The organism is Acinetobacter sp. 226, from assembly GCF_048147925.1.
Classification (GTDB): domain Bacteria; phylum Pseudomonadota; class Gammaproteobacteria; order Pseudomonadales; family Moraxellaceae; genus Acinetobacter; species Acinetobacter pecorum.
Window position 1 is genome coordinate 1 of record NZ_JAYWYX010000026.1, and the last position, 23,755, is coordinate 23,755.

Here is a 23,755-nt window from a genome sequence, read left to right on the forward strand (position 1 = left end):
ATCAATGGTTTTGAGCATCATATTTTATTGGAAGATCCAGAAGAAACCCGACGTTTTGCCAGTGTTCTTTACACTTACCCAGGGCGAAGTGTCACAGCTCTGAACTCTGATAAATATGCGCCTTCACGCTCATTTATTCAGGATAACGAGCGAACCTCTGTGCAACTGGTTCAAGCTGAACTAGATCGAGCAAATAGTGGCACAACTCTGGACTGGAAACTGATTGATGATCTGGGCTGGATCGTACCGATTGAAAGCCTGAGTTATGCAGAACTGGCACCCATCGATGCAATAAAGCAAGTAGTTGATGCAGGTGGTGGCTTTATCTATAGCCAGAAAGCAGGTAATACACTGACCATTTTACCCCGCTACCAGAAAGGCTATTGGGATGCGATGACCGTTGATGATTACGACATTCTGTTATCTCAAAGCCTGGTGATGCAGCAGAACATTAAGCAGAACGATGAATATGTCGCGGATTTTAATGCCATTACCGTGGTGAATAGTCGCAGCGGTGAGAGCCTAAAAGTACAGCAGCGAGGAACCTCGGGTGATGTGCCGTTAGAGACAGTCACGGGTCCACTATTTAATGTGGTATCGGGTGCGAGTTATGGCAAAAATGAACTGGTCAAAGCCAATATTCAGGAGCTGCACACCTTTTCTGATATTCCTGTCAGTCAGGAAATTGGCGAGATGCTACCAGGTAAAACCATTGCCTTTAATGGTCAGTGGTGGGGTGTAATTGATGGAGTGAGTGGCAGCTTTTCGCATGAAAAGGTGAATGAAACCATTACTGTGGAGCGTATCAGCCGTGACGAATCCTCTATTTGAATTACGTAAGCTGCTTAATCCAACCCATGCGGAATATATCGGCACCATTACTTCAGTAAAGCATCCAGAGTATCGGGTACAGATTGATGGTGGATCTGGTCCAGTATTATGCACATCTGGCACAGCTTATAACCTGGGTGCCAGAGTATTTGTTTCCAATCAAGTGATCCTGCGACCAGCACCAACAGGGCAGCATTCACAAGTGGAAGTTTAACGATCAACAAAATAACAGCACCTTCGGGTGCTTTTTTAATGTCCATAATTTAGGGGGATGTATGGCTAAAGGGGATGTATATGGACTTTCTTAGTCAAGTATTGGAAAGCATAAAGAACCATTCACACATCCTTTTTACGGGTGTGCTGGGTGCGACTTTTGGCTTTCTATTAAGCAAGGAGCCGACTCGGGATCGCTGGATAGGATTCTTTGCTGGCTTCATTTTATGTGTGGTCTTTGCTAAACCGGCAAGTTTATTTCTTGCTAGTGGTAACTATCCAGAGCTATTTGGTTTCATTCTGGGCGCTGCTGGTAAGAGTACAGCTGAAGCATTGCTGAGTTTGGCTCGATCAAGAGTTCTTGGTTTAGTCAAAAAGGAGAATGAAGATGCTGCTAATCATAAGTAAAACAGCATTGGTATTATTTATAGTTTCGTTTGCAATCATGGCATTTCATCCAAAAATTCAACTCCCAAAACACATCGATTTTCTATTGGTGTTGTCGATCCTTTTTGGGGCAGCACTTTTTGTTAAAGATGAGTATTCGCCCAGTCCGGCCGGAACACTTTTTTATACCACGGTAAGTATTTTATTCGCCCTCTTTACCCGACAGCTTTATATCTGGGGTAAGGGTGGTGCACGTCCTAAATTTTTTAACACGGATAAAGATGATGAACATTGAGCAATTTTTAAATGAGCTGATCCGACGCGAAGGCGGCTATGTAAATATCCCTGCGGATCGAGGCGGTGCAACAAAGTACGGCATTACCGAGGCTGTAGCACGTCAAAACGGTTATAAAGGTCACATGAAGGACCTACCTGAATCACTTGCACGAGATATTTACCGCAAACAATATTGGATAGTGCCGCGTTTTAATCAGGTGAATGCAATTAGCCCACTGATTGCAGAAGAATTGCTTGATACGGGCGTGAACTGTGGTGTTGGTTTTGCCAAGCCCACCTTACAACGTGCTTTAAACCTGCTGAACAATCAGGGTAAAGGTGGTTGGCCAGATTTGGCAGTTGATGGCATCTATGGGCCAGCAACCCTTAACGCCTTAAAAATATATTTATCTAAACGTGGCAAAGAGGGCGAAAAGACTCTACTTAAGGTGTTAAATATTTTGCAAGGCCAGCGCTACATTGAAATCACTGAGCGCAATCCAAGCCAGGAACAGTTCTTCTTCGGCTGGATTACTAATCGAGTGGTGATTTGATGCCAATACTAATCTGGAAATACAAATACTGGATCGCAATTGCGGTCTTTTTTGTTTTATGGCTCGGGCAAATTGTCTATACCAACCACTTAAGCGGGAAGCTACGCAAAGCCAGTGAGCAATGCACAGCCAAAATTCAAGAAATTGAACAGAAGCATCTCAAGGCTCTAACTGAAAAACAAAATCAAATTAACCAGATGAGTGCGGATTATGAATCAACAAAATCAAAGCAGCGTGTGCAGGTCGAAGCAGTTACACGTGAAGTGCAAAAGATCATTGATCGTCCTGTGTATCTCAACCATTGCTTTGATGATGACGGCCTGCAGCAACTCAACTCACTTATCGCCAGTGGTGTCAGCAAACCTCCTTGAGCCTTGTCCTGATTTGCAAAAACTGGAATCAGGGCAGGGTAAGGTTGCTTTGGTCTGGTCTATCGATGTGGTTGCTAAATATAACGATTGTAAGGCACGTCATGGTGCAATTGTGAAGGCCCTCAAGTGAGGGCTGCACAGCTCATTCAATTACGACGAATGTGAATGTTGGGATATGTGTGAAGGCTCTTTATGTGAGGGTGTTTTTATATTTAATTTAGCTAGATACTGAAAGTCTATCAATACAATAATTCTCAATTTTGTTATGTAAATTAATAGTTTCTTCCAAAAAACAACCATAAGTGACTGTGCGACTTTGACCCCCAATAGATGCCCTAAGGGCATTTGATTTAAATACATTTTGAATCTCCATTATATCTATTTGAATTTCTGACAAAGTGCCGCTGTACGGTCTAAAAATATCGTAATAGCTCAATTGTTTGGAGTTATCATGTTGAGTAAGTGCAGCAATCGCATTTGTATAATAGCGTTTGTATTTTTTATGAAATAAGTCGATATAAAAGTCATTCAATATAAATAGGTGCTTATCGAAAAGGTTATAAAAATCTATAAGTGTGGGGTCTTTTTTTATCTTACTGTAGGCATTTATATTTGCATACAAGCCAATTACCGCTTCATAGAGATTAATTTTTGTGTGATCAAGGTAGTCAGTTTTAATTATTAAATGCGAATCTATTTTTTTAAGGTTTTCAGAGTTTGATCTAATCTTATGGAGCTCTATAAATATAGGTTTTAGGTCTGCAAGCACACCGTAAAGCAAGGAGGCTTCAAGATCATAATTTTTTTCATCCCTCCAGTCATTAAATAGATGAGCTGCAACTATTGCAGCACCAAATGTCGTCAATCCGCCAAAAAGGCCACCTGAAAACCCCAATGCATCTTTAAATGATTCTCTCGGAGTATCAACAGGAAAACCTATCCATACAATAAAAAATGAAAGTATGGTTGTGATCGCTATACCTACAGCAGTACCAAGTAATACAGTAAATGTTTCCTTCTTCACTAACTCCATACCTCACTCAAAACCACATAATTACTCTGCAAATTTAAAGCCCACCCAGATTCCTTCCTAAAAATCCTTCCATTCTTTATCGTGTGCTCTATATAAAAGTAGGTCCATGTTTTCATTTTTCCATCCATTCTTTTTATTTCAAGATGAGTGATATAATAAGCATAAACAAGAAGTTGTTAGCTGTGGATAACTTTAGGATTACGCCAGTTTTTCGCCAGTTATTTATAAGTATTTGTTTTCAGACATTAAAAAGCCCCATGGTTAGGGGCTAGTCGTATACAGGTCAAGCCCATATACTGTAAGAGGCTCATCTCAAACTGGGTGTATTAGAACACAGTCATCGTGAAATAACCACTTGAATCTGCTCTAGACCGCTAGTTGTTGTTCAATTACTGGCCATAAATTCTGATGCGATTTCTTGAACATCAGCATATGGCCAATGGTTTTATGCGCATAATTTTCAGGTTTGAGCTCAATCATCTGGGTTGATGCCTGAGGATATAGTCGTAGTAAATCCTTTACATTCTCTTCCGTGGCAATTTCGTCATCCGAGGACCAGATCGCAGTAATCGGGCAGGTGATTTGAGTATGAAAATTTGAGTCAGGTGAAACAAGTTTACCGATCGCATTGATGACATAACCCGGTTTGCTGCAAAATTGTGCCCATTGTTGTGCTACATCTTTCGGCAGGTTTTCCCCCATGCCAATTGCTTGGGTCGGGCCATAGCCTTTCGTGATCCGGGCCAGAGGGAAAATAATATTAAACATGACTGGTGCCAGCAGTTTGGTTTTACCTTTAAGTCCTTTCAAATGTCCGGTTGAACCAGACACTGCCACTACTTTAGCGACTTTAGAATAATTTGGCACAATGCCTAAAAGTTGACCGCCAGCACTATGTCCCAGTAACGTCACTTTTTCTGCATGGGTTCGCGCCAATAAAGTATCAATCGCGGCCGGAATATCCAGTTGCCCCCATTGTACAATACTGGCTTTTGAATTTTTCAACGGACCTGCCAGTGAATCACCAATTCCCCGAAAATCAAAGACCATGACTGCATAGCCTTGAGCCTGCAACCAGACACAGAATTGATGATAAAACTGCTTGGTAATGCCGGTGGCTGGACACACTAATACAGGCAGTTCTTTAGATTCAGAAATAGCTGCATAAAAACGTGCACTTAAGTTATAGCCATCCTGGCACTGCAGAGTCAATGTTTCAAATTCAGACATACGTTACACTATAATTTTAGAGTCCTGATCAAGCTTTTACTCTACAGATTTTTAGCAGGGTAGCTTGGCTAAAACATGACTTAAAAGTCAGTAAAATAATAGAGAGGGAATGAACTTATGCAGCTAATGGAGCTTGAGCTGGCCGTTAAAATAGCCATTATTTTTAGTGGAATATTCTTGTGGGTGGGAATGTTTACCGGCGTCTGGAAATATTGGCAGATTCGTCAATCACCTCAGTCACGCGCACATTATTATGTCGATATTGCTCATCGTAGCAGCCTGCTTTATGCACCAGCCACATTAATTTTAGCAGTGCTGGCATATTGTTCAGCGTTGCCAAGTGTCGTGAACTTAATTTGCGTACTCATCAATATCGTGTTTTTCAGCTTTTCTATTGCGGCTTATATGCTGCATGGTTTCCTGCAAGACACGACCAATCAGTTTAAGCAGCCTCATCAATTAGGTAAGTTTCATTTACCTGGTAGTTTAATGACTTTAGCTATGCTGGGATTAATTGTTGCAGAATTAGGCGGGACAGGAATATTGCTTTATGGGGGATTTGCTGGATTGTTTTAATGATTATTTTTAATAAGTATTCTGAAAATGTGAGAATAATTGAAATATTAAGACTCTTTTTTCACCAGATGGATGACTGGCCAATCATCCATCTGGGCTAATTTAAAATTTGATTATCTGTATTTCTGGTCGATGGCCGCCCAAAGGAAAAAGGCGGCTGAGACAATCAGTGCATAACCAAAGTATTCAAGTTTTAAATTACCTTGAATTAAACAATGGACGGTTAAAGTCAGCATGAGAGCAAAAGTGGTGCATATAAATGTCACCAGATTGGTGTTGTTGGCTTTAAGAGCGTCAATGAAGACTTGCTTGTTGAAATGTAATGATAACATCTCCATCCCTCCCATTTATTTATGTTATTGAAGATTAAAGCAGATTTAATTAGTCAGAATTGAACATACAGTTGTACTGTTTAATTCAGACCTTTGCAACTGCCCTAACAGGCTTTTCCAGTCAAAATGGCCATCTTTAGTCGAATAACTACATAATTGATTGATTATGTGAGTATTTATTTTTAATGGTTTCACCTCCAGATAGTTTGTCATACAAGCTGCGTCGAAATTCACTACGACAAGATAGAAAATGCAAATTCTACGCCAAATATATGTAGCATTAATCAGAACTATGTAAGACTACGTATCACTCGCTGGGGAACTTGGTATAGGTTGGCAACAATAGGTATCTAAAATTAGGAAATTAAAAGTTTTGTTTATATTTATATAAAAAATAAAATAATTTAAGCAGAACCTTATTTTATAAAAAGAATTTTATAGAAGGTCTAAATAGGAAAATTATAGCCGTGATTTGATGTCATTGTGTAGAAACAATAAATGTCCGTTTGGGTAAAACCTGACAATTATTGATCATGCTCAAACCGGATTTTGGGTAAAAATACGATTTATCAGACGTCCTAGAAATTTTAGTTTCTAATACGGTCAATCACAGCTGTAATCAGCAATACAATCATGGATGGAATAAACCAAGCCAGATTCTGCTCTGAAAGTGGTAGATTTTGTAACAATACGGGCAATTCAAAACCGGCAACTTTTATTCCGTCAAAAATACCAAAAATAAAGGCAACCAGGGTTACAGGAGCAATTACATGCGAGGGTTTCTTGAAGAAACTTGCACAGAAACTCAGCATAATGACACTAATCGCAGGCGGATAAATCGCACTCAATACGGGCACTGAAACGGCGATCAGTTTGGTTAAACCCAGATTTGAGATAACCAGTGAGAAGCCGACCAGAATAAAGACAAAAATCTTGTACGGAATTTTGGTTAAACTGGAGAAATACTCGGCACAGGCACAGGTCAGGCCAATTGCAGTCACCATACAGGCAATAAAAATCATGCCCGACAGGAAGTAAGCGCCCATATCGCCAAAGGCATGTTGTACATAGGCATGTAGGATAATGGCACCATTGGCTGCATTTGGCGCAATATCATGGCTACCAAGCCCAAGTTTAAACAGGCTTAAATACACCAGAGTTAAACCAATACCAGAGATAATGCCGGCATTGACCGCATATTTGGTAATTAGTTTTTTATCCGTTACACCACGTGAAGTAATGGCTTTGACAATGACAATACCGAAAACTAAAGCGCCTAAAGTATCCATGGTTAAATAACCATTCACGATGCCTTCAGTCACCGGACTGGTAATGTAATTATCAATCGCAGCAGGCGGATTGCTGGCAGGAATCATCACGGCTGCTACACCCAAAATCACCAGAGCGATAATTTTAATTGGCGAAAGGAAATAGCCGACGGTATCCAGAATCTTGTTTGGATATAAAGACACCACTGTCACTATGGCAAAATAGATAATGCTATATATGAGCAGGCTGCCAGATTCATTGCCAAAGTAAGATGAAAAACCGATTTCATAAGAAACGGTTGCAGTACGTGGGGTTGCAAATAAAGGGCCAACAGCCAAGTAACACACGACAGTCAGCAAAATACTGGCTGCTTTACCAAGAGGTGAACTTAGGGCCTGAATGGAACCTTCAACGCGAGACAGGGCAATAATGGTGATCACGGGTAAGCCCACTGCTGTAATAAGGAAACCTAAAGCAGCGAGCCATACGTGTTCACCGGCCTGTTGAGCCACAATCGGTGGAAAGATAATGTTGCCCGCACCAATAAATAATGCAAAGGTCATAAAACCTAAGGCGACAATATCCCGGGTACGCAGACTTGTCATAAAGGGAGATCAATAGAACAAAAGAAAGCAATTTTAGTGTATATGTCGAGTTTTTGGGAGCTTATTTTAAGGCGGGAAGCCTTGATTTTATTGAGTTTGCAAATTACATCACTATACATTTAAAACTTGGTAGAAATATATAATTGATAATTCTTTGGAAAATAGATTTTTCTAGGTAAATTTATAAGATTTCGGTCGATGCATTTAAAATGGGTTATTTATTGTTTGTATAAATATTCAACAGGAGAAATGCCGAGCCCTAAGAAAATTGCTGTATTAAAGGGCAAGAGGCGCGACATATTGCGTAAAAAAGGGATTATAATTCACGGATTCATAGTGAGGATAGGTATATGCGCGCTCCAGCGATTGGTCTTAAAACTGAGCAAGATATTGAAAAACTGCGGATATCCGGTCGTCTGGCTGCAGAAGTTTTAGCAATGATCGGGGAGCATGTCAAGCCTGGGGTCACGACTGAATATCTGGATGATCTCTGCCATGATTTTATTGTAAACACCTTGAAAGTGACGCCAGCCAATATTGGTTATTATGGCTATACCAAAACCACCTGTATTTCACCGAATGAAGTGGTCTGTCACGGTATTCCATCATCGAAAATCGTTTTACAAGATGGCGATATTATCAATATTGATGTCGCGATTATTAAGGATGGTTATTTTGGTGATACCAGCCGGATGTACTATGTCGGAACGCCATCTCCAGAAGCCAAGCGACTGGTCAATACCACCTATGAAGCCATGGTGGCGGGAATCCATGCTGTAAAGCCGGGCGCAACCTTGGGCGATATTGGTCATGCCATTCAAACCGTTGCTCATCGTGAAGGTTATTCCATTGTGCGTGAATACTGCGGTCATGGTATTGGAAAAGTCTATCATGAACAGCCAAATATTCTGCATTATGGTCAGCCCGGTCAGGGCATTAAACTGGTTCCGGGCATGGTCTTTACCATTGAGCCAATGGTGAACATGGGCAAAGCGCGGGTAAAAGAACTGAAAGATGGCTGGACTGTGGTTACTACAGATAAGTCATGGTCTGCACAATGGGAACATATGGTCTATGTGACTGAAACCGGTTTTGAAGTCTTGTCGCCTTGGCCTGAAGGCACGGGCGAGTATCCTGAAATTTAAAATATCAATTAGATGATTTTATTAGGATTCACTTACTTACAGCAATTACAAATCCATTGTTCTTGCTGACGAGAACATACAAAACACTACAAAAAAACAGTGGTTTAAGATCATGTATCTGTTTAAAGTAAGAGTCAGATACATAGATTCCCTTGTTTTTGATCACTAGGCTGTAGTGAAAGTTTCTCTGGCTCATTTTTCCCCAAGAATGAGCTATTTTTTTGTCTGGGCGTTCTATTTTATTCAAAATATATTACTTAACTATAGTTAAGTATTTAAGTTATCGTGATTTAATTCGGCAACCAGATAATCAATGAAGACCCGGACAGCGGGCAATAAGCCGCGACGTGAAGGATATACTGCATGAAAAATACCATGCGGCGCTTTCCAGTCGGGAAGTACCCGAACCAGTTCACCACTTGAAATATAGTGTTCGACCACGTTATCTGGTAATAAGGTCACTCCTGAGCCTGAGGCGGCCAGTTGTGCCAGCATATTCAGGTCAGAACCCATAACGGTTGGATTGACACGGATTTTTTTCTGCTCTTGCTGTCCGTTTTGTAGGGTCAGAAACTGTTCGGGATGGTCTTCTGCCATACTCAGGATTTTATGTTCAGACAGTTGTTCTGGGTTTTTCAGGTCACCAAATTCATTCAGATAACCCTGACTGGCAAATAAATGCTGTTCAATTTTTTCAAACTGTCGAATCACTAGATTTGGATCGTCATCCAGGCTAGAGCGCACGCGTAAAGCCAGATCAAAACCTTCATTGATAATATCGACCCGGCGATTGGTGATCATCATCTGGACTTTAATTTCGGGATATTTTTTCAGGAAATTTGGCAGAATTTTTGCCATTTCGTTCTGGGCGATCGATACCGGAAGGCTGACTTTAATGGTTCCACGCGGTTCAGTGCTGAGATGATCGACCAGATCATGGGCGGCTTGCGCAGCATTAAGCATCACCTGTGCATGCCGGTAAATATTCATGCCGATATCAGTCACAGCAAAATGCCGTGAACTGCGCTGGATCAGGCGTACTCCAAGTCGTTCTTCAAGATTATAGACGCGGCGGCTGAGCTTGGATTTGGGAATATCAGTGGCTCTTTCGGCTGCACTAAAGCCGCCATGTTCAACCACTTGAGCAAAACAGTAAAAATCATCCAGATCCGTCAGCATCGTTTAATTCCATTTCTGCAACAATAGGCTGATTAAAAAGAGATTGTTGCGCCGTGTCAACTATAGAATGCAATTACTGAAAGACATTTAAACTTTAGGATCAAATAGGCTAAGCAATGTTTTCATGCCTTCTGTCGCAGTCTGGGAAATCTTATGAAACTGGGCTGGTAAGTACTGTTGATCTGCTTTGGGATCAATATAGTAGGCAGCGCATTCAGGCGGAATTTCATGGATTAAACCCGCCACCGGATAAACCTGTAAACTGGTGCCAATGACGACTAAAATATCGGCATCTTGTATACAGGCTTGCGCATCGGTATAAGCAGGCACAGCCTCGCCAAACCAGACCACATGCGGGCGCAGTGGATATCCCGCCTTACAGAAGTGCTTGTTTAAATCTAGCTCAGTACCTTCAATGGGGTAAAATTCGGTGGTGTACTGGCAATTTGGTCCTGAAGTTTTGGTCAAGCGGATATTGCCATGCAGATGAATGACTTTGGAGCTGCCGGCACGTTCATGTAAATCATCAATATTCTGAGTAATTATATGCACATCAAAGTTATCTTCAAGATTGGCGATCAGCTGGTGGGCTGCATTTGGCTGTGCTTCCAGAATATTTTTACGACGTGCGTTATAAAAGCGTTGCACCAGTTCCGGATTTTTGGCCCAAGCCTTAGGTGTGGCCACATCTTCTATACGATACTGTTCCCAAAGGCCATTACTGTCGCGAAAAGTGTTGATACCACTTTCGGCACTCATGCCTGCACCTGAAAAGATCACCATTTTTTTCATTATTCTGTCTCCTGAGTTTTTAGGCGACTACAGGGCTAAACTGAGTATTTTCCTTTAAAAATACGCCAAGTTCCTTTGCAAATTTTAAGGGCTCAGTCAGTAAAGGGGTATGGCCCGACTTGCTGAAAAGTACTTGTTTGGCCTGAGGCAGGCTTTGGGCAATCAGATGCTGTCCCTCAATCGGATAAAGCTTGGATTGTACACCGCTAAAGAAAGTCACCGGGCAGCTAAGTTGAGCCAGAGCTTCGCGGTAGTCCTCGCGATGGTACAAATAATTATTAATATACCATGCCATATAGTCCACCCGGCTGGAAGGTAATAACAGACTTTGCAGTCGTGGTTGATTCAAAATGAATTCGAAAGCTTTCAGACTATATTTTTGTTCATTTTGTAGCTGAATAAACTTTAACCATAGGGTGGCAATGTGTTTACGCACAGAAACGTCAAGGTTGCGGATCAATTCAACTTGCTGGTATTGCGCAAGTAGGGCAGAGAGCTGCTGCAGGATGTCGATAAATTCCTGATGGCGTGGACCAAAAAGGCCAAAAGCCCAGGCATCATCGACTGGTATTTTAGGGGTTTGATCAATATGCAAATAAGCTGTTATATGTTTGGCAAAGTTACCATAGTGCAGCCCATGCATGGTTGTCGTCGCGCCCATAGAGTAAGCAATCACAATGAATTTATCTAAATTGAGCTGCTGGACCACTGATTGAATATCCAGCCAGTGACTGGAAATCGCATCCAGATCTGGCGGAATTTTACAGCGACTGGAAGCCCCAAAGCCGCGCCATTCCGGAATAATAAAACGGAAATTTTTCTGATGCGGATAGAGAAAAGCTTTCCATTGCCAGCTCAGCATGCCAAGACCGGAGAGGACCAGTACCGGTTGTCCTTGACCGTATTCACGAACAAACAGCTGTTCACCATCTGGCATGCGATAAAAAGGCATGTGTATCTCCGTATTAAAGGTTATTTTTCATCAAACTGTTTGAGCCGGGGAATAACCTGTTCCAGCCAGGCAATCCAGCCCAGTTCCTGATCAATACCTAATTGGAGGATCATTTTATGAATATACAGGGTGCGGTCATTTTCGTCAGCTTGGGCAAAGTCTTTGGCAAAAATTTGCTGATAGGTCATGAGCTTTTCTTTATGCAGTTCCAGATGGCGTTCCAGTTCAGGCAGAGTACTGTTCCCGCCAAGCTGGGCTTCGGCACGCAGACGCACCATCAGTTCTTCGCGCAGTTGTGCTGGTGAACTGTGTTCTAGCATCCAGTTGGTCAGTTCTTCCCGACCGAGGCGTTCTACCTGATAGGTTTTTTTACGGCTATTTGAATCTTCCTCTTCTATCGTCGAAATCCAGCCTTTTTGCAGCATGGCATTTAGTTCACGATAGATCTGCTGATGGGTAGCATTCCAGAAAAAACCCATGGAACGGTCAAAACGACGTGCCAGTTCAATGCCGGTACTGGGCTTTTCGATCAGGCTGGTGAGTAGAACATGCGATAAAGACATAAACGTCTCAAAAAAATGACTCTGGATTATTATGCAACATGTTGCATAAAAATCAATTCTGCACTATAAATTAGTGCAACAAGTTGCATAAGGCTGATATCTGATAGAAGTAATCAGTCAGCCTGAATAAAAATAGCCAGCACGTTTGCACGCTAGGGAGTTGAAATGTCTAAATATCCGAATTTACTTGCCCCACTGGATCTGGGTTTTACTACGCTTAAAAACCGTGTCCTAATGGGCTCTATGCATGTGGGCTTGGAAGAAGCACCGGGTGGTTATGATCGGATGGCTGCTTTTTATGCAGAGCGTGCCAAAGGTGGAGTAGCATTAATTGTCACCGGCGGAATTTCTCCGAACGATCATGGAGTGACTTTTCAGGGTGGATCCAAGCTTGATACAGTTGAAGAAGCTGAAAAGCATAAGGTGATTACGCAGGCAGTGCATGAAGCTGGCGGTAAAATTGCCATGCAGATCCTGCATACCGGACGATATTCCTATCAGGCAGAAAATGTCGCGCCGTCACCGATTCAGGCACCGATTAATCCGGTTAAACCGCATGCTTTGACTTCTGCAGAAGTGCAACAGACCATTGATGATTTCGCAAATTGTGCCAAGCTGGCTCAGTATGCTGGTTATGACGGTGTGGAAATCATGGGTTCGGAAGGCTACCTGATCAATGAATTTATCGCAGCACGTACTAACCACCGTGATGATGAATGGGGCGGCAGCTATGAAAACCGGATTCGCTTCCCGATTGAAATCGTGCGCCGTACCCGTGAAATGGTAGGTGAGAACTTTATTATCATTTACCGTCTTTCAATGCTGGATCTGGTAGAAGGCGGTTCAACATTAGAAGAAGTGATTCAGCTGGCCAAGGCAATTGAAAAAGCGGGTGCTACCATTATCAACACCGGCATCGGCTGGCATGAAGCGCGTATTCCGACCATCGCCACCAAAGTACCACGGGCAGCCTTTACCTGGGTAACACGCAAGCTGAAAGGGCAGGTAAGCGTCCCGCTCATCACCTCTAACCGGATTAATACACCGGAAATGGCTGAGTATGTATTGGCTTCGGGTGATGCGGATATGATCTCCATGGCTCGTCCAATGCTGGCCGACTCAGAGTTTGTATTAAAAGCTGAACAGGGCCGTAGCGATGAAATCAATACCTGTATCGGCTGTAACCAGGCCTGTCTGGATCATATTTTCTCGATGAAAATTGCCACCTGTCTGGTCAATCCGCGGGCCTGTTATGAAACCGAGCTAATTTTTAAAGAAACCAATGTAGCAAAAAATATTGCCGTGATTGGTGCAGGGCCGGCCGGTTTAAGTTTTGCTATCTATGCAGCGAATCGTGGTCATCATGTCACTATATTCGAAGCCGCTGCGCAGATCGGTGGGCAGTTCAATATCGCTAAAACCATTCCAGGCAAGGAAGAATTTTATGAAACTTTACGTTATTTTAAGCGTCAGATTGAATTGCAACCACGTATCAAGTTATTGCTGAATCGTAAGGCGACTTTTGAGCAGCTAGTTTCTGCAGAATTCGACGATATTGTGGTGGCAACAGGGGTAACACCGCGCCAGCTTAATATCCCAGGTATTGATCATCCTAAGGTGCTGTCTTATCTTGACGTACTGAGAGAGCGTAAACCAGTGGGTCAGCGTGTCGCGATTATTGGTGCAGGCGGTATTGGTTTTGATACAGCCGAGCTTCTCAGCCATGGTGCCGAAAGTGGTAGCGTCAATCCGGAAAAATTCTATGATGAATGGGGTATCGATACCGACTATGAAAATGTCGGTGGACTTAAACCTGCCCATGTAGAACAACCGCAGCGTGAAATTTATTTGTTGCAACGTAAACCAGCTTCTGTGGGTTCCAGTCTGGGTAAAACCACCGGCTGGATTCATCGTACAGGCTTGAAACACCGTCATGTAAAAATGATTGCAGGGGCAAGTTATGAAAAAATTGATGATCAAGGTTTACATATTGTCGTAAATGACAAACCTGCATTGCTGGAGGTCGATCAAATTATCATTTGCGCCGGTCAGGAATCTCATACTGCTATGTTTGATGAATTGAAAGCGGCAGGTAAAAGTGTTCATCTGATTGGTGGTGCGAAAGAGGCAGGTGAGCTGGATGCCAAGCGCGCAATCCGTCAGGGTGCTGAATTGGCTGCGGTGATCTGAAAATATTAAAACCTGCTTTCCTCCCTCTCCTTTAATAAAGGAGAGGGTTAGGGAGATGATTTAGAATAAAAAATCCCCCTTGCGAAGCAGTACTTCTCACCTTTAATAAAGGGGGGAATCCTGTCTATTAAAAAAGCATTTAAGCGTTTATTAAAAAAGATCAAAAAAAAGGACTCCAAAATGACCATCGAAACTACAAGAAAGTCCATTGCGCGCTGGCATGAGATGCTGGAAAAGGGTGATCTGTCGATCTTGAATGAGCTGCTTGCTGAAAATGTGGTATTTCGTTCGCCAGTGGCTTTTCAGCCTTATTCTGGAAAACAGATGGTATTCTTTATCCTATCCAATGTAATTCAGGTCTTTGAAAATTTCACTTATCACCGTGAATTCTTCAGTGAAGATGGTAACAATGTCGTACTTGAGTTTTCTGCTCAAGTGGGCGATAAGAAACTGAAAGGAGTTGACATGATTCATTTTGATGATGAAGGTCAGATCACTGACTTTGAAGTCATGCTTAGACCTAAATCCGGACTAAAAGCTTTAGCCTTACATATGGGCCAACGGATGCAGTCATTCCAAGCTAAAACTTAATTCGAATTATTGATATCAAGTCGGCATGAAATTTGTAAATCACAGCTAGTAACGCTAGAGGGGATGACAGATGAAAATGTTGCTTAAAAAAATGGGTCAGCTTTCCAGTGAATATCTGGACCGCTTCAGTGGAGCAGATCAGCCGACCCTCTATTACAATCCGAATGGTATTTTTTCAGGATTAATTGAATATTTACCACAACTTAAACAGAAATACCGTCCTACGCCGTGGCTAGCCAATGCACATGCACATATTCTGTATCTGGATCTGATAAAAAAACGGACCATCAAGCTGAGATATGATTTGCTTGAGCAGCTAAAAATGTCAGATGGCGGTATTACCGGTATTGCATGGTATGGTCTGGATCTTCCTGCAAATACACCTACCATTGTTTTATTGCATACGATAACCGGTTCTCCTGAGTCAATGCGGGAACTGGTACGGGATCTGCATAAATATACCGGTTGGCGCGTGGCTTTATGCTTACGCCGTGGCCATGCCCACCTGCCAATGCCTGTCCCTAAAATGAATCTTTTTGGTTCGACCCAGGACTTGCGGGAACAGTTGCTTTATATCCAGGATAAATTTCCTCAATCCGATCTTTATGGGGTTGGCTCATCTGCCGGTACAGGTTTGCTTGTCCGTTATCTCGGCGAAGAAGGCGAACAGACATCATTAAAAGCCGCATTTGCCTTGTGTCCAGGCTATGACATGGAAACGGGATTCGATTATGTCCATCCATTTTATAGTAAGGTCATGACCAAAAAACTGATTAAGCGTTTTATCCAGCCTTATCAGGAAACCTGGCAAGTCTGTCCGAGCTGGAAAAGATTACTGGAAGTTAAAGATCTATCCGAGTTTGAACGACTCTATTTTGAGCTGGCCGGATTTAAAGATTATGTGAGTTATACGCAAGCCACCAATCCTATCTACGTCTTTGAAAATGTCAAAATTCCATTGATGATTTTGAATTCCGAGGATGATCCGGTTTGTAATATCCGGAATCTGGAGCCTCATAAGGATAAAATCAGAGCCATGCCGAATATTGTCGTGATTACCACTAAAAGAGGCAGTCATTGCGGTTTTTATCAAGGCTTGATGCAAACCGAATCATGGGCCACTCGTCTGATGGCAGATTACCTGATTCATTTATCTCGTACGCAAGTACAGGCATCTGCCTAAAAAGTCTTAATAAAAAACCCAGCAGATGCTGGGTTTTTTTGATGAATGATCTTGTAATTAGTTAAGTGCTGGCATTGCTGCAGCAATCGCATCAGCAACTGCATCATCTTCAGACTTGTTTTCTGGGTCAGAATTGGTTTTAGGTGCAGGTGCAGGTGAAGCAGGTTTTGAAACAGGCTCTTCACTGGTTTCCTTCACTGGTGTTGGCTCGCTCGTTTCCGGCTTTTTGATTTCACGGCGGATTTCAGTCGTTGTGTTTTCAGTTTGCTCACGTTGAATTTCAACCGTTGGCACCGCTTCTTCAATGACTTCTTCTTCTACTACCGGCTCAAGCGGTTCAAATTGTACCGGTTCTGGAGTTGAGATTTCTGATGCTGGAGCAACTTCTACTTGTTCTTCTTCTTTTGGTGCTTCTTTTTTTACACACGCAGTTAATGTCAGGCCAGTCAGGATTAGGGTGGAGATTAAAAGTTTCTTCATCATCATTGCATCAAACATAAAAGTGTGGAGGGGATACACCATTATAGCAGCAAAATGCAAGATAGAAATCATATGAACTTACTGTAATTTTTTAGGGGAATTGCTGTTAGAATAGTCAATTGTTTATTGTTCTTTGAATTGATGCGGATTGACTTTGCTTTCTAGGTACAAGGTAAAGTAAAATTGCGCAACATTGCAGGCCGATTTAGGCTCGATTGTACGAGAAACCCAATGACCCATTTTATTTTCGTTACTGGTGGTGTAGTTTCATCACTAGGTAAAGGTATTTCAGCTGCTTCTGTTGCTGCACTTTTAGAAGCTCGTGGTTTAAAAGTGACCATGGTAAAAATGGATCCATACATTAATGTCGATCCAGGGACAATGAGCCCATTCCAGCATGGTGAAGTTTTTGTTACAGAAGATGGTGCTGAAACAGACTTAGACTTGGGTTACTACGAACGTTTCTTGCGTCGTGCGAAAATGACCAAACTAAATAACTTCACATCAGGCCGTGTTTACCAGGATGTTCTGAACAAAGAACGCCGTGGTGACTATCTAGGCGGTACTGTGCAAGTTATTCCACACATTACTGACAATATCAAAGAGCGTGTACTTCGTGCAGGCGAAGGTTATGACGTTGCGATCGTAGAGATCGGCGGTACTGTAGGTGACATTGAATCTCTCCCATTCATGGAATCTGTACGTCAGTTGATGGTTGAACTTGGTCATAAACGTACCATGTTAATGCACTTAACGTTACTCCCATACATTAAGTCTGCAGCAGAATTAAAAACCAAACCAACACAGCACTCTGTTAAAGAACTCCTGTCGATTGGTATTCAGCCAGACATTCTCATCTGTCGTACAGAGTATGATGTAGATGCCGATACAACGCGTAAGATTGCATTATTTACCAACGTTGAAGCACGTGCCGTTGTGGTATGTAAAGATGCACGTTCGATCTACCAGATTCCACGTACATTCTACGAACAAAATGTTGATGATTTAATCTGTGAACGTTTTGGCTTTAACGATCTTCCTGAAGCTGATTTAACAGATTGGGATAACGTGGTAGAAGCCTTACTAAACCCTGAATACACGGTTCGTGTGGCAATGGTTGGTAAATATGTTGAACTTCCAGATGCCTATAAGTCGGTAAATGAGGCACTTCTACATGCGGGTATTCAAAACCGTGTGAAAGTTCAGATTGACTACGTAAACGCTGAAGAGCTTGAAAGCCAAGATGTAGCAGAAGTATTGAAAGATGCTGATGCGATTCTGGTTCCAGGTGGTTTCGGTGAGCGCGGTACTGAAGGTAAAATGAAGGCGATTCAATTCGCACGTGAGAACGGTGTGCCATTCCTTGGTATTTGCTTGGGTATGCAGTTGGCTGTAATCGAATACGCACGTAATGTTGCGGGTATTGCAGATGCGACTTCGACTGAATTTAACCGTTCAACCAAATCTCCATTGATTGGTCTGATTACTGAATGGCTAGATGAGCGCGGTGAAGTTCAGCAACGTTCTGCTGACTCGGATCTGGGTGGCACGATGCGTTTAGGTGCGCAAAAATCTGAACTGATTGCAGGAACTAAAACTGCAGAAGTTTATGGTTCTGAAGAAATCATCGAGCGTCACCGTCACCGTTACGAGATGAATAACCGTTATATTCCTGTGCTGGAAGAAAAAGGCATGAAGATTTCTGGTTATTCTCCGGTACAACATCTGGTAGAAACTGTTGAAATTCCTGCACATCCTTGGTTTATTGCAGTACAATTCCACCCGGAATTTACCAGCTCGCCACGTGATGGACATCCATTATTTGCCAGTTTCATTGATGCTGCAAAAAAGCAGTACCAAAAAACCAAATAATGCGAGTTTAAGACACAACTAGGAAGTTTAAATGTCACAATTAAAACCACAAGAAATTGTACGTTTAGGCGATATACAAATGGCAAACCACTTGCCATTTGTACTATTCGGCGGCATGAACGTACTCGAGTCTAAAGACCTGGCTTTTGAAATTGCAGAGACTTATGTTGATATCTGCAAACGTCTAGATATTCCATATGTCTTTAAAGCAAGTTTTGATAAAGCCAACCGTTCAAGCCTGAACTCATTCCGTGGGCCTGGCCTGGAAAAAGGTCTCGAGTGGTTAGCAGACATTAAAAAACACTTTAATGTGCCGATCATTACCGATGTACATGAGCCGTATCAGGCGGCTCCTGTGGCGGAAGTTGCTGACATTATCCAGCTTCCTGCATTCTTAAGTCGTCAGACTGACCTGGTTGAAGCGATGGCAAAAACGGATGCCATCATCAACATCAAAAAAGCCCAGTTCCTGGCTCCGCACGAAATGCGCCATATTCTGCATAAGTGTCTGGAAGCGGGAAATGACAAGCTGATTCTTTGTGAACGCGGTTCATCATTTGGCTATAACAATCTGGTTGTAGACATGTTGGGCTTCGACGTCATGAAAGAAATGAATGTGCCAGTATTCTTTGATGTCACCCATGCCTTACAGACGCCAGGCGGTCGTGCTGACTCTGCCGGCGGTCGTCGTGCCCAGATTACTACACTGGCACGTGCCGGTATGGCAACAGGTCTTGCAGGTTTGTTCCTGGAAGCCCATCCAAATCCGGATGTGGCAAAATGTGATGGTCCTTGTGCCTTGCGTTTATCTCAACTAGAGCCATTCCTCGCTCAACTCAAAGAGCTGGATACTTTAGTGAAAGGATTTGAAAAATTAGATACCCATTGATGCAGTTTTAAGCATCCTGTTATTCAATCAACTGAGGAATTGTTCATGAGTCAAATCGTTGACATTCGTGCACGTGAAATTTTGGACTCTCGTGGTAACCCAACCATCGAAGCAGACGTTATCTTAGCATCTGGCGTAGTTGGCCGTGCATGTGCACCATCTGGTGCTTCAACTGGTTCTCGTGAAGCTTTAGAACTTCGTGATGGCGATAAAGCGCGTTACTTGGGTAAAGGCGTTAAAACTGCGGTGAACAACGTAAACACATTGATTCGTGAAGCGTTAATTGGTAAGTCAGTATTCGAGCAACAAGACATCGATCATACGATGATCGCGCTTGATGGTACTGAAAATAAAGAAAAACTAGGTGCAAACGCAACTTTGGCAGTTTCTCTTGCTGCTGCGCGTGCTGCTGCTGAAGAAAAGAAAGTTCCACTTTTCCAATACATCGCAGATCTTCGTAACAACAGCATTTTAACCATGCCTGTTCCAATGATGAACATCCTGAACGGTGGTTCACACGCAGACAACAACGTTGATATTCAAGAGTTCATGATTGAGCCTGTAGGCTTCACTTCATTCTCTGAAGCGTTACGTGCAGGTGCTGAAATCTTCCATTCTTTGAAATCGGTTTTAAAGAAACAAGGTTTGAACACTGCTGTAGGTGATGAAGGTGGTTTCGCGCCGAACCTTCGTTCAAACGAGGAAGCAATTACTGTTATTCTAGAAGCAATTGAAAAGACTGGCTACAAAGCAGGTTCTGACATCATGCTTGCACTTGACTGTGCATCTTCAGAATTCTACAAAGATGGTCAGTATATCCTTGCAGGTGAAGGCAACAAAGCATTCACAAGCAACCAGTTCTCTGATTACCTTGCTGGTCTGGTGAACCAGTACCCAATCATTTCAATCGAAGATGGTTTGGACGAATCTGACTGGGAAGGTTGGTCTTACCTGACTTCTATCCTTGGCGACAAGATCCAGTTGGTGGGTGATGATTTGTTTGTAACGAATCCGAAAATCCTGCAACGTGGTATCAATGAGAAAGTCGCTAACTCGATTCTGATCAAATACAACCAGATCGGTACCTTGACTGAAACTCTAGATGCAATCTATCTTGCGAAAGCAAATGGTTATTCTACAGTGATTTCTCACCGTTCAGGCGAAACTGAAGATTCAACGATTGCAGATCTTGCAGTGGGTACAGCAGCGGGTCAAATCAAGACAGGTTCACTTTGCCGTTCTGACCGTGTAGCAAAATATAATCAATTACTTCGCATTGAAGAATTGACTCATGCTGCATATCGCGGTAAAGCTGAGTTCAAGGGTTTGAACTAAGCGACTTATGTCAATGTTATTAAATGTATTCGACTCTTTGATGAGTAAAGTACTGTTGGGCCTTGCGATCGTTCTGATCGCAGGGTTTCAATATTTATACTGGTTTGGTGAAGGTGGTTATCATGATCATCAGCAACTGACCCAGAAAATCCAGCAACAAGTAGAATTAAATGAAGAGCTAAAAGAACGTAATCGCGTTCTCGCAGCAGAAGTCTATGATTTGAAGAATGGTATTGAAGCCATCGAAGAGCATGCACGTTTAGATCTTGGCCTGATTAAGCCTCATGAAACTTTTGTGCAAATGAGTACCATCAGTACCCAATATAAACCGATCTATCTTAATCCTAATTCTAAAGTAGACCTGCGAACCAATGAGTCAGCTGAAGTACCAACTACACCCTAAACTTTGGGCCATTCTTCCAGCTGCAGGTTCCGGTAGCCGTTTCTCTAAAACAGAACTGAAACAATACCAGATGATTCAAGAGCAGACTGTTCTTGAACATACGGTGGCACGTCTAAATCAACTGCCTTTGGCGGGTTATGTTCTGGCGATTGGTGAACAGGATAATGTCGCAAAAACGCTACCGTTTTCCAGTCTGGAGAAGGCCCATTTTTGTCAGGGTGGTGCCGAGCGGGTGAATTCCGTGTTGAATGCATTGACTTATTTATCTCAAATCACTTCTGAAGATGACTGGGTGCTGGTACATGATGCGGCGCGTCCGTGTGTTAGTCAGGATTGTCTTCAGCAGTTGGTCAATGCGGCGATGACCAAGGATCAGGCTGCAATTTTGGCGATTCCGGTACGAGATACCCTGAAACGGGTCATGACGGGTTCTGATATTGAGGAAACGGTCGATCGCTCGATGCTCTGGCAAGCACAAACCCCACAAATGGCGAAACTGGGAGTCTTGAAGCGCGCCATTCAACAGGCGTTGAAAAATGGTGCAACCATTACCGATGAAGCCAGCGCACTGGAGCATATTGGTGAGCAGGTGAGTGTAGTTCAAGGGCGTTCTGATAATATTAAAATTACTTATCCGGATGATCTGGAACTCGCCAGGCTGATTTTACAAGCTCAGGCGTAAAAATGTATTCAAATAAAATTTAAATAAAAGCAGAATAAATCTGGCTATGGCGATCTATTCCCTATGGCTTTCACTTATAATTTTGCCATCATTCTTTTTTCACCTTCTGGCCAATGATACCTTCACAGCAGTATCGGTTTTTACGTCATTCTTTGCGTGATGGACGTAGTATTAACCCGCAAGATTCATCTCGATGGACCAAGTTGCACCTTGATCCGTGGTTATTGTGCTTTCTGATTCTGAATGCAATCCTGGGTTTAATGGTGGTGTATAGCGCGACCTCCGAAGACTCTGGCATGGTGGTGCGTCAGGCGATCAGTTTCGGAATTGGCTTTGTGCTGCTGTTTATCTGTGCGCAGATTCCACCGAAAGTCTATCAGGCGATTAGTCCATACCTGTATGCCTTCGGAATATTCATGCTGCTTCTGGTCTTTGTGATTGGTGAAAAACGTTTAGGTGCAACCCGCTGGATTACCTTGCCAGGGGTAGGAAGTATGCAACCGAGTGAGGTGATGAAATTTGCGATGCCTTTGATGATGGCCTGGTATTTTGCACGCAAGCCGTTTCCTCCCAAATTTTTGCATATTGTCGGGGCTTTGATTTTATTGGGGATACCATTTGTTTTAGTGGCACTTCAGCCTGATTTGAATATTGGTTTGGTGATTCCCGGTATTTTTGTTCTATTTTTAAGTGGGATGTCGTGGCGTCTGATTGGTGGTGCAGCGGCGGCAGTAGCCGTGGCAGCTCCGGCTGCATGGATGTTCGTACTACAGGAATATCAAAAAAAACGTATCACCACGTTGTTCGATCCGGAGTCAGATGCCTTGGGCGCGGGCTGGAATATTATCCAGTCCAAAATCGCCATTGGTTCAGGCGGTTCCACAGGTAAAGGCTATACTGAAGGTACGCAATCGCATTTGGGTTATCTCCCTGAACATCATACTGACTTTATTATGTCGACCTATGCCGAAGAATTCGGTTTTATTGGTGTTTTCCTGCTGTTCAGTTTATTCACTGCCATTATTATTCGCTGTTTGATGATTGGTTTAAACAGCTTTCATAACTTTGGCCGTTTATATGCTGGAGCCATGGGACTGACTTTCTTCTTCTTTGTATTTTTAAACTCAGGCATGGTGAGCGGGATTTTACCTGTAACTGGAGATCCATTGCCGCTGATGAGTTATGGTGGAACGGCAGTGATTTCCATGCTGGCCGGGATGGGCATTGTGATGTCGATTCATACCCATCGATAAATTATTCTAAAAGTTGGACTTTTTCCGGCTTTCTTATAGACTTAAGATAAGTTGTTTTAAAAATCCAGTTGGGCCAGAAGAAAAAAAGAATATTCTAGAACTCGTATTAAATTAAAAAAGCCCTCATTTGAGGGCTTTTTTAATTTAATACTTTAACTGAGAAACCAGGTGTAATAGCCCCAGATCATTAAAGGCCAGGCTAAAAATGGACTAAACAGCCATTTCCAGAACCAGTGGCGCGGCATAAAGCCCACACCATGGACAAAGCCTCCAGAAATACCAATCATAATATACATCATGGCACTATGGCTATATTCACCATTGGCATCCAGCATTGCGGAAGGATGAACCAATAACACGGCTGCGAGAGGAAAAGCCAGGAGGCAGGAAATCATCATCGCAAATTTGTTTGGTTTCTTGTCTACAACGGTTTTCTCAAGCGCAGCTTCGGTCATGTTTTATTCCTCATCCAGGTCTTGATGTTGTTCCATGTAAATGGCAGCAATTACACTGGCAAAACACGCCATCAGTACACCCAGAATCCAAGCAAAATACCACATAGTTGTCTC

Annotated in this window: 27 protein-coding genes and 1 pseudogene; 17 read left to right on the forward strand and 11 right to left on the reverse strand. The window is 42.7% G+C overall.

Annotated elements, in window-relative coordinates; all coding sequences use genetic code 11:
• The 6 genes and pseudogenes from VXP95_RS12285 to VXP95_RS12310 all read left to right on the forward strand — a co-directional run.
• Nucleotides 1–831 (forward strand): annotated as a pseudogene (locus VXP95_RS12285) (hypothetical protein); the annotation flags it as partial.
• A complete protein-coding gene (locus tag VXP95_RS12290) occupies nucleotides 812–1,045 on the forward strand; it encodes a hypothetical protein (protein ID WP_416712120.1) in 234 nt (77 codons plus the stop codon). The pseudogene VXP95_RS12285 and the gene VXP95_RS12290, both read left to right, overlap by 20 nt.
• An 80-nt stretch (nucleotides 1,046–1,125) precedes the next feature.
• A complete protein-coding gene (locus VXP95_RS12295; protein ID WP_004646469.1) occupies nucleotides 1,126–1,452 on the forward strand; it encodes a hypothetical protein in 327 nt (108 codons plus the stop codon).
• Nucleotides 1,433–1,726 (forward strand): hypothetical protein, encoded by a 294-nt coding sequence (locus tag VXP95_RS12300; RefSeq protein ID WP_164543244.1) that lies wholly within the window; start codon nucleotides 1,433–1,435, stop codon nucleotides 1,724–1,726. The genes VXP95_RS12295 and VXP95_RS12300 overlap by 20 nt, the downstream gene beginning before the upstream one ends.
• Nucleotides 1,716–2,261: a glycoside hydrolase family 108 protein gene (locus VXP95_RS12305; RefSeq protein ID WP_416712131.1), complete on the forward strand. Its 546-nt coding sequence runs from the start codon at nucleotides 1,716–1,718 to the stop codon at nucleotides 2,259–2,261. Before VXP95_RS12300 ends, VXP95_RS12305 begins: the two co-directional genes overlap by 11 nt.
• The gene (locus VXP95_RS12310) at nucleotides 2,261–2,632 is read left to right on the forward strand and encodes a hypothetical protein (protein ID WP_416712121.1); all 372 of its coding nucleotides are present in this window, start codon (nucleotides 2,261–2,263) and stop codon (nucleotides 2,630–2,632) included. Before VXP95_RS12305 ends, VXP95_RS12310 begins: the two co-directional genes overlap by 1 nt.
• 217 nt (nucleotides 2,633–2,849) lie before the next feature.
• Here VXP95_RS12310 and VXP95_RS12315 read toward each other — a convergent pair whose 3' ends face one another.
• Nucleotides 2,850–3,665: a hypothetical protein gene (locus VXP95_RS12315; protein ID WP_416712122.1), complete on the reverse strand. Its 816-nt coding sequence runs from the start codon at nucleotides 3,663–3,665 to the stop codon at nucleotides 2,850–2,852.
• Between the two features lie 366 nt (nucleotides 3,666–4,031).
• Complete coding sequence (locus VXP95_RS12320) at nucleotides 4,032–4,895, reverse strand: alpha/beta fold hydrolase (protein WP_191730602.1); 864 nt, start codon at nucleotides 4,893–4,895, stop codon at nucleotides 4,032–4,034.
• A 117-nt stretch (nucleotides 4,896–5,012) separates the two neighbouring features.
• Between VXP95_RS12320 and VXP95_RS12325 the strand changes: the two genes are divergently transcribed.
• Nucleotides 5,013–5,471, forward strand: coding sequence for a hypothetical protein (locus VXP95_RS12325; RefSeq protein WP_064095287.1), 459 nt, complete (start codon nucleotides 5,013–5,015; stop codon nucleotides 5,469–5,471).
• 113 nt (nucleotides 5,472–5,584) lie between these two features.
• Here VXP95_RS12325 and VXP95_RS12330 read toward each other — a convergent pair whose 3' ends face one another.
• Nucleotides 5,585–5,803 (reverse strand): hypothetical protein, encoded by a 219-nt coding sequence (locus VXP95_RS12330; protein ID WP_004645284.1) that lies wholly within the window; start codon nucleotides 5,801–5,803, stop codon nucleotides 5,585–5,587.
• Nucleotides 5,804–6,390: 587 nt separating this feature from the next.
• Nucleotides 6,391–7,677 carry a branched-chain amino acid transport system II carrier protein gene (brnQ, locus tag VXP95_RS12335; RefSeq protein ID WP_064095288.1) on the reverse strand — a complete coding sequence of 429 codons (1,287 nt, stop codon included), beginning with the start codon at nucleotides 7,675–7,677 and terminating at the stop codon, nucleotides 6,391–6,393.
• Nucleotides 7,678–8,027: 350 nt separating this feature from the next.
• Between brnQ and map the strand changes: the two genes are divergently transcribed.
• Entirely contained in the window at nucleotides 8,028–8,822 is a 795-nt protein-coding gene (gene map, locus VXP95_RS12340) for a type I methionyl aminopeptidase (RefSeq protein WP_064095289.1), read from the forward strand.
• A 267-nt stretch (nucleotides 8,823–9,089) separates the two neighbouring features.
• Here map and VXP95_RS12345 read toward each other — a convergent pair whose 3' ends face one another.
• The 4 genes from VXP95_RS12345 to VXP95_RS12360 all read right to left on the reverse strand — a co-directional run bounded on the left by VXP95_RS12345 (nucleotide 9,090) and on the right by VXP95_RS12360 (nucleotide 12,308).
• Entirely contained in the window at nucleotides 9,090–10,001 is a 912-nt protein-coding gene (locus VXP95_RS12345; RefSeq protein ID WP_064095290.1) for a LysR substrate-binding domain-containing protein, read from the reverse strand.
• Between the two features lie 87 nt (nucleotides 10,002–10,088).
• Nucleotides 10,089–10,793 (reverse strand): SIR2 family NAD-dependent protein deacylase, encoded by a 705-nt coding sequence (locus tag VXP95_RS12350; RefSeq protein WP_064095291.1) that lies wholly within the window; start codon nucleotides 10,791–10,793, stop codon nucleotides 10,089–10,091.
• Nucleotides 10,794–10,812: 19 nt separating this feature from the next.
• On the reverse strand, nucleotides 10,813–11,745 hold the full coding sequence (locus tag VXP95_RS12355) for an alpha/beta fold hydrolase (protein WP_144725217.1): 933 nt from the start codon (nucleotides 11,743–11,745) through the stop codon (nucleotides 10,813–10,815).
• Between the two features lie 20 nt (nucleotides 11,746–11,765).
• Nucleotides 11,766–12,308 carry a PadR family transcriptional regulator gene (locus VXP95_RS12360; RefSeq protein WP_416712123.1) on the reverse strand — a complete coding sequence of 181 codons (543 nt, stop codon included), beginning with the start codon at nucleotides 12,306–12,308 and terminating at the stop codon, nucleotides 11,766–11,768.
• 165 nt (nucleotides 12,309–12,473) lie between these two features.
• Here VXP95_RS12360 and VXP95_RS12365 point away from each other — a divergent pair, with 165 nt between their 5' ends.
• The 3 genes from VXP95_RS12365 to VXP95_RS12375 all read left to right on the forward strand — a co-directional run bounded on the left by VXP95_RS12365 (nucleotide 12,474) and on the right by VXP95_RS12375 (nucleotide 16,272).
• Nucleotides 12,474–14,498: an FAD-dependent oxidoreductase gene (locus VXP95_RS12365; protein WP_416680530.1), complete on the forward strand. Its 2,025-nt coding sequence runs from the start codon at nucleotides 12,474–12,476 to the stop codon at nucleotides 14,496–14,498.
• Nucleotides 14,499–14,678: 180 nt separating this feature from the next.
• Nucleotides 14,679–15,089: a nuclear transport factor 2 family protein gene (locus VXP95_RS12370; protein WP_416712124.1), complete on the forward strand. Its 411-nt coding sequence runs from the start codon at nucleotides 14,679–14,681 to the stop codon at nucleotides 15,087–15,089.
• Nucleotides 15,090–15,159: 70 nt separating this feature from the next.
• Complete coding sequence (locus tag VXP95_RS12375) at nucleotides 15,160–16,272, forward strand: YheT family hydrolase (protein WP_416712125.1); 1,113 nt, start codon at nucleotides 15,160–15,162, stop codon at nucleotides 16,270–16,272.
• 57 nt (nucleotides 16,273–16,329) lie between these two features.
• Here VXP95_RS12375 and VXP95_RS12380 read toward each other — a convergent pair whose 3' ends face one another.
• Complete coding sequence (locus VXP95_RS12380) at nucleotides 16,330–16,755, reverse strand: hypothetical protein (RefSeq protein WP_416705751.1); 426 nt, start codon at nucleotides 16,753–16,755, stop codon at nucleotides 16,330–16,332.
• A gap of 228 nt (nucleotides 16,756–16,983) precedes the next feature.
• Between VXP95_RS12380 and VXP95_RS12385 the strand changes: the two genes are divergently transcribed.
• The 6 genes from VXP95_RS12385 (at nucleotide 16,984) to rodA (ending at nucleotide 23,186) form a co-directional block, all read left to right on the forward strand.
• On the forward strand, nucleotides 16,984–18,624 hold the full coding sequence (locus VXP95_RS12385) for a CTP synthase (protein ID WP_416712126.1): 1,641 nt from the start codon (nucleotides 16,984–16,986) through the stop codon (nucleotides 18,622–18,624).
• 31 nt (nucleotides 18,625–18,655) lie between these two features.
• The gene (gene kdsA, locus VXP95_RS12390; RefSeq protein ID WP_064102662.1) at nucleotides 18,656–19,513 is read left to right on the forward strand and encodes a 3-deoxy-8-phosphooctulonate synthase; all 858 of its coding nucleotides are present in this window, start codon (nucleotides 18,656–18,658) and stop codon (nucleotides 19,511–19,513) included.
• 45 nt (nucleotides 19,514–19,558) lie between these two features.
• Nucleotides 19,559–20,848, forward strand: a complete 1,290-nt coding sequence (gene eno / locus VXP95_RS12395; protein WP_416680521.1) for a phosphopyruvate hydratase — start codon at nucleotides 19,559–19,561, stop codon at nucleotides 20,846–20,848.
• 7 nt (nucleotides 20,849–20,855) lie between these two features.
• The gene (gene ftsB, locus VXP95_RS12400; RefSeq protein ID WP_081406324.1) at nucleotides 20,856–21,251 is read left to right on the forward strand and encodes a cell division protein FtsB; all 396 of its coding nucleotides are present in this window, start codon (nucleotides 20,856–20,858) and stop codon (nucleotides 21,249–21,251) included.
• The gene (ispD, locus tag VXP95_RS12405) at nucleotides 21,220–21,933 is read left to right on the forward strand and encodes a 2-C-methyl-D-erythritol 4-phosphate cytidylyltransferase (RefSeq protein WP_416680520.1); all 714 of its coding nucleotides are present in this window, start codon (nucleotides 21,220–21,222) and stop codon (nucleotides 21,931–21,933) included. Before ftsB ends, ispD begins: the two co-directional genes overlap by 32 nt.
• 113 nt (nucleotides 21,934–22,046) lie before the next feature.
• Nucleotides 22,047–23,186 (forward strand): rod shape-determining protein RodA, encoded by a 1,140-nt coding sequence (gene rodA, locus VXP95_RS12410; RefSeq protein ID WP_064095303.1) that lies wholly within the window; start codon nucleotides 22,047–22,049, stop codon nucleotides 23,184–23,186.
• 152 nt (nucleotides 23,187–23,338) lie between these two features.
• Here rodA and VXP95_RS12415 read toward each other — a convergent pair whose 3' ends face one another.
• Nucleotides 23,339–23,641 (reverse strand): cyd operon YbgE family protein, encoded by a 303-nt coding sequence (locus tag VXP95_RS12415; protein WP_004278714.1) that lies wholly within the window; start codon nucleotides 23,639–23,641, stop codon nucleotides 23,339–23,341.
• A 3-nt stretch (nucleotides 23,642–23,644) separates the two neighbouring features.
• Nucleotides 23,645–23,746, reverse strand: a complete 102-nt coding sequence (gene cydX, locus VXP95_RS12420) for a cytochrome bd-I oxidase subunit CydX (protein WP_004278713.1) — start codon at nucleotides 23,744–23,746, stop codon at nucleotides 23,645–23,647.
• Nucleotides 23,747–23,755 lie beyond the last annotated feature (9 nt).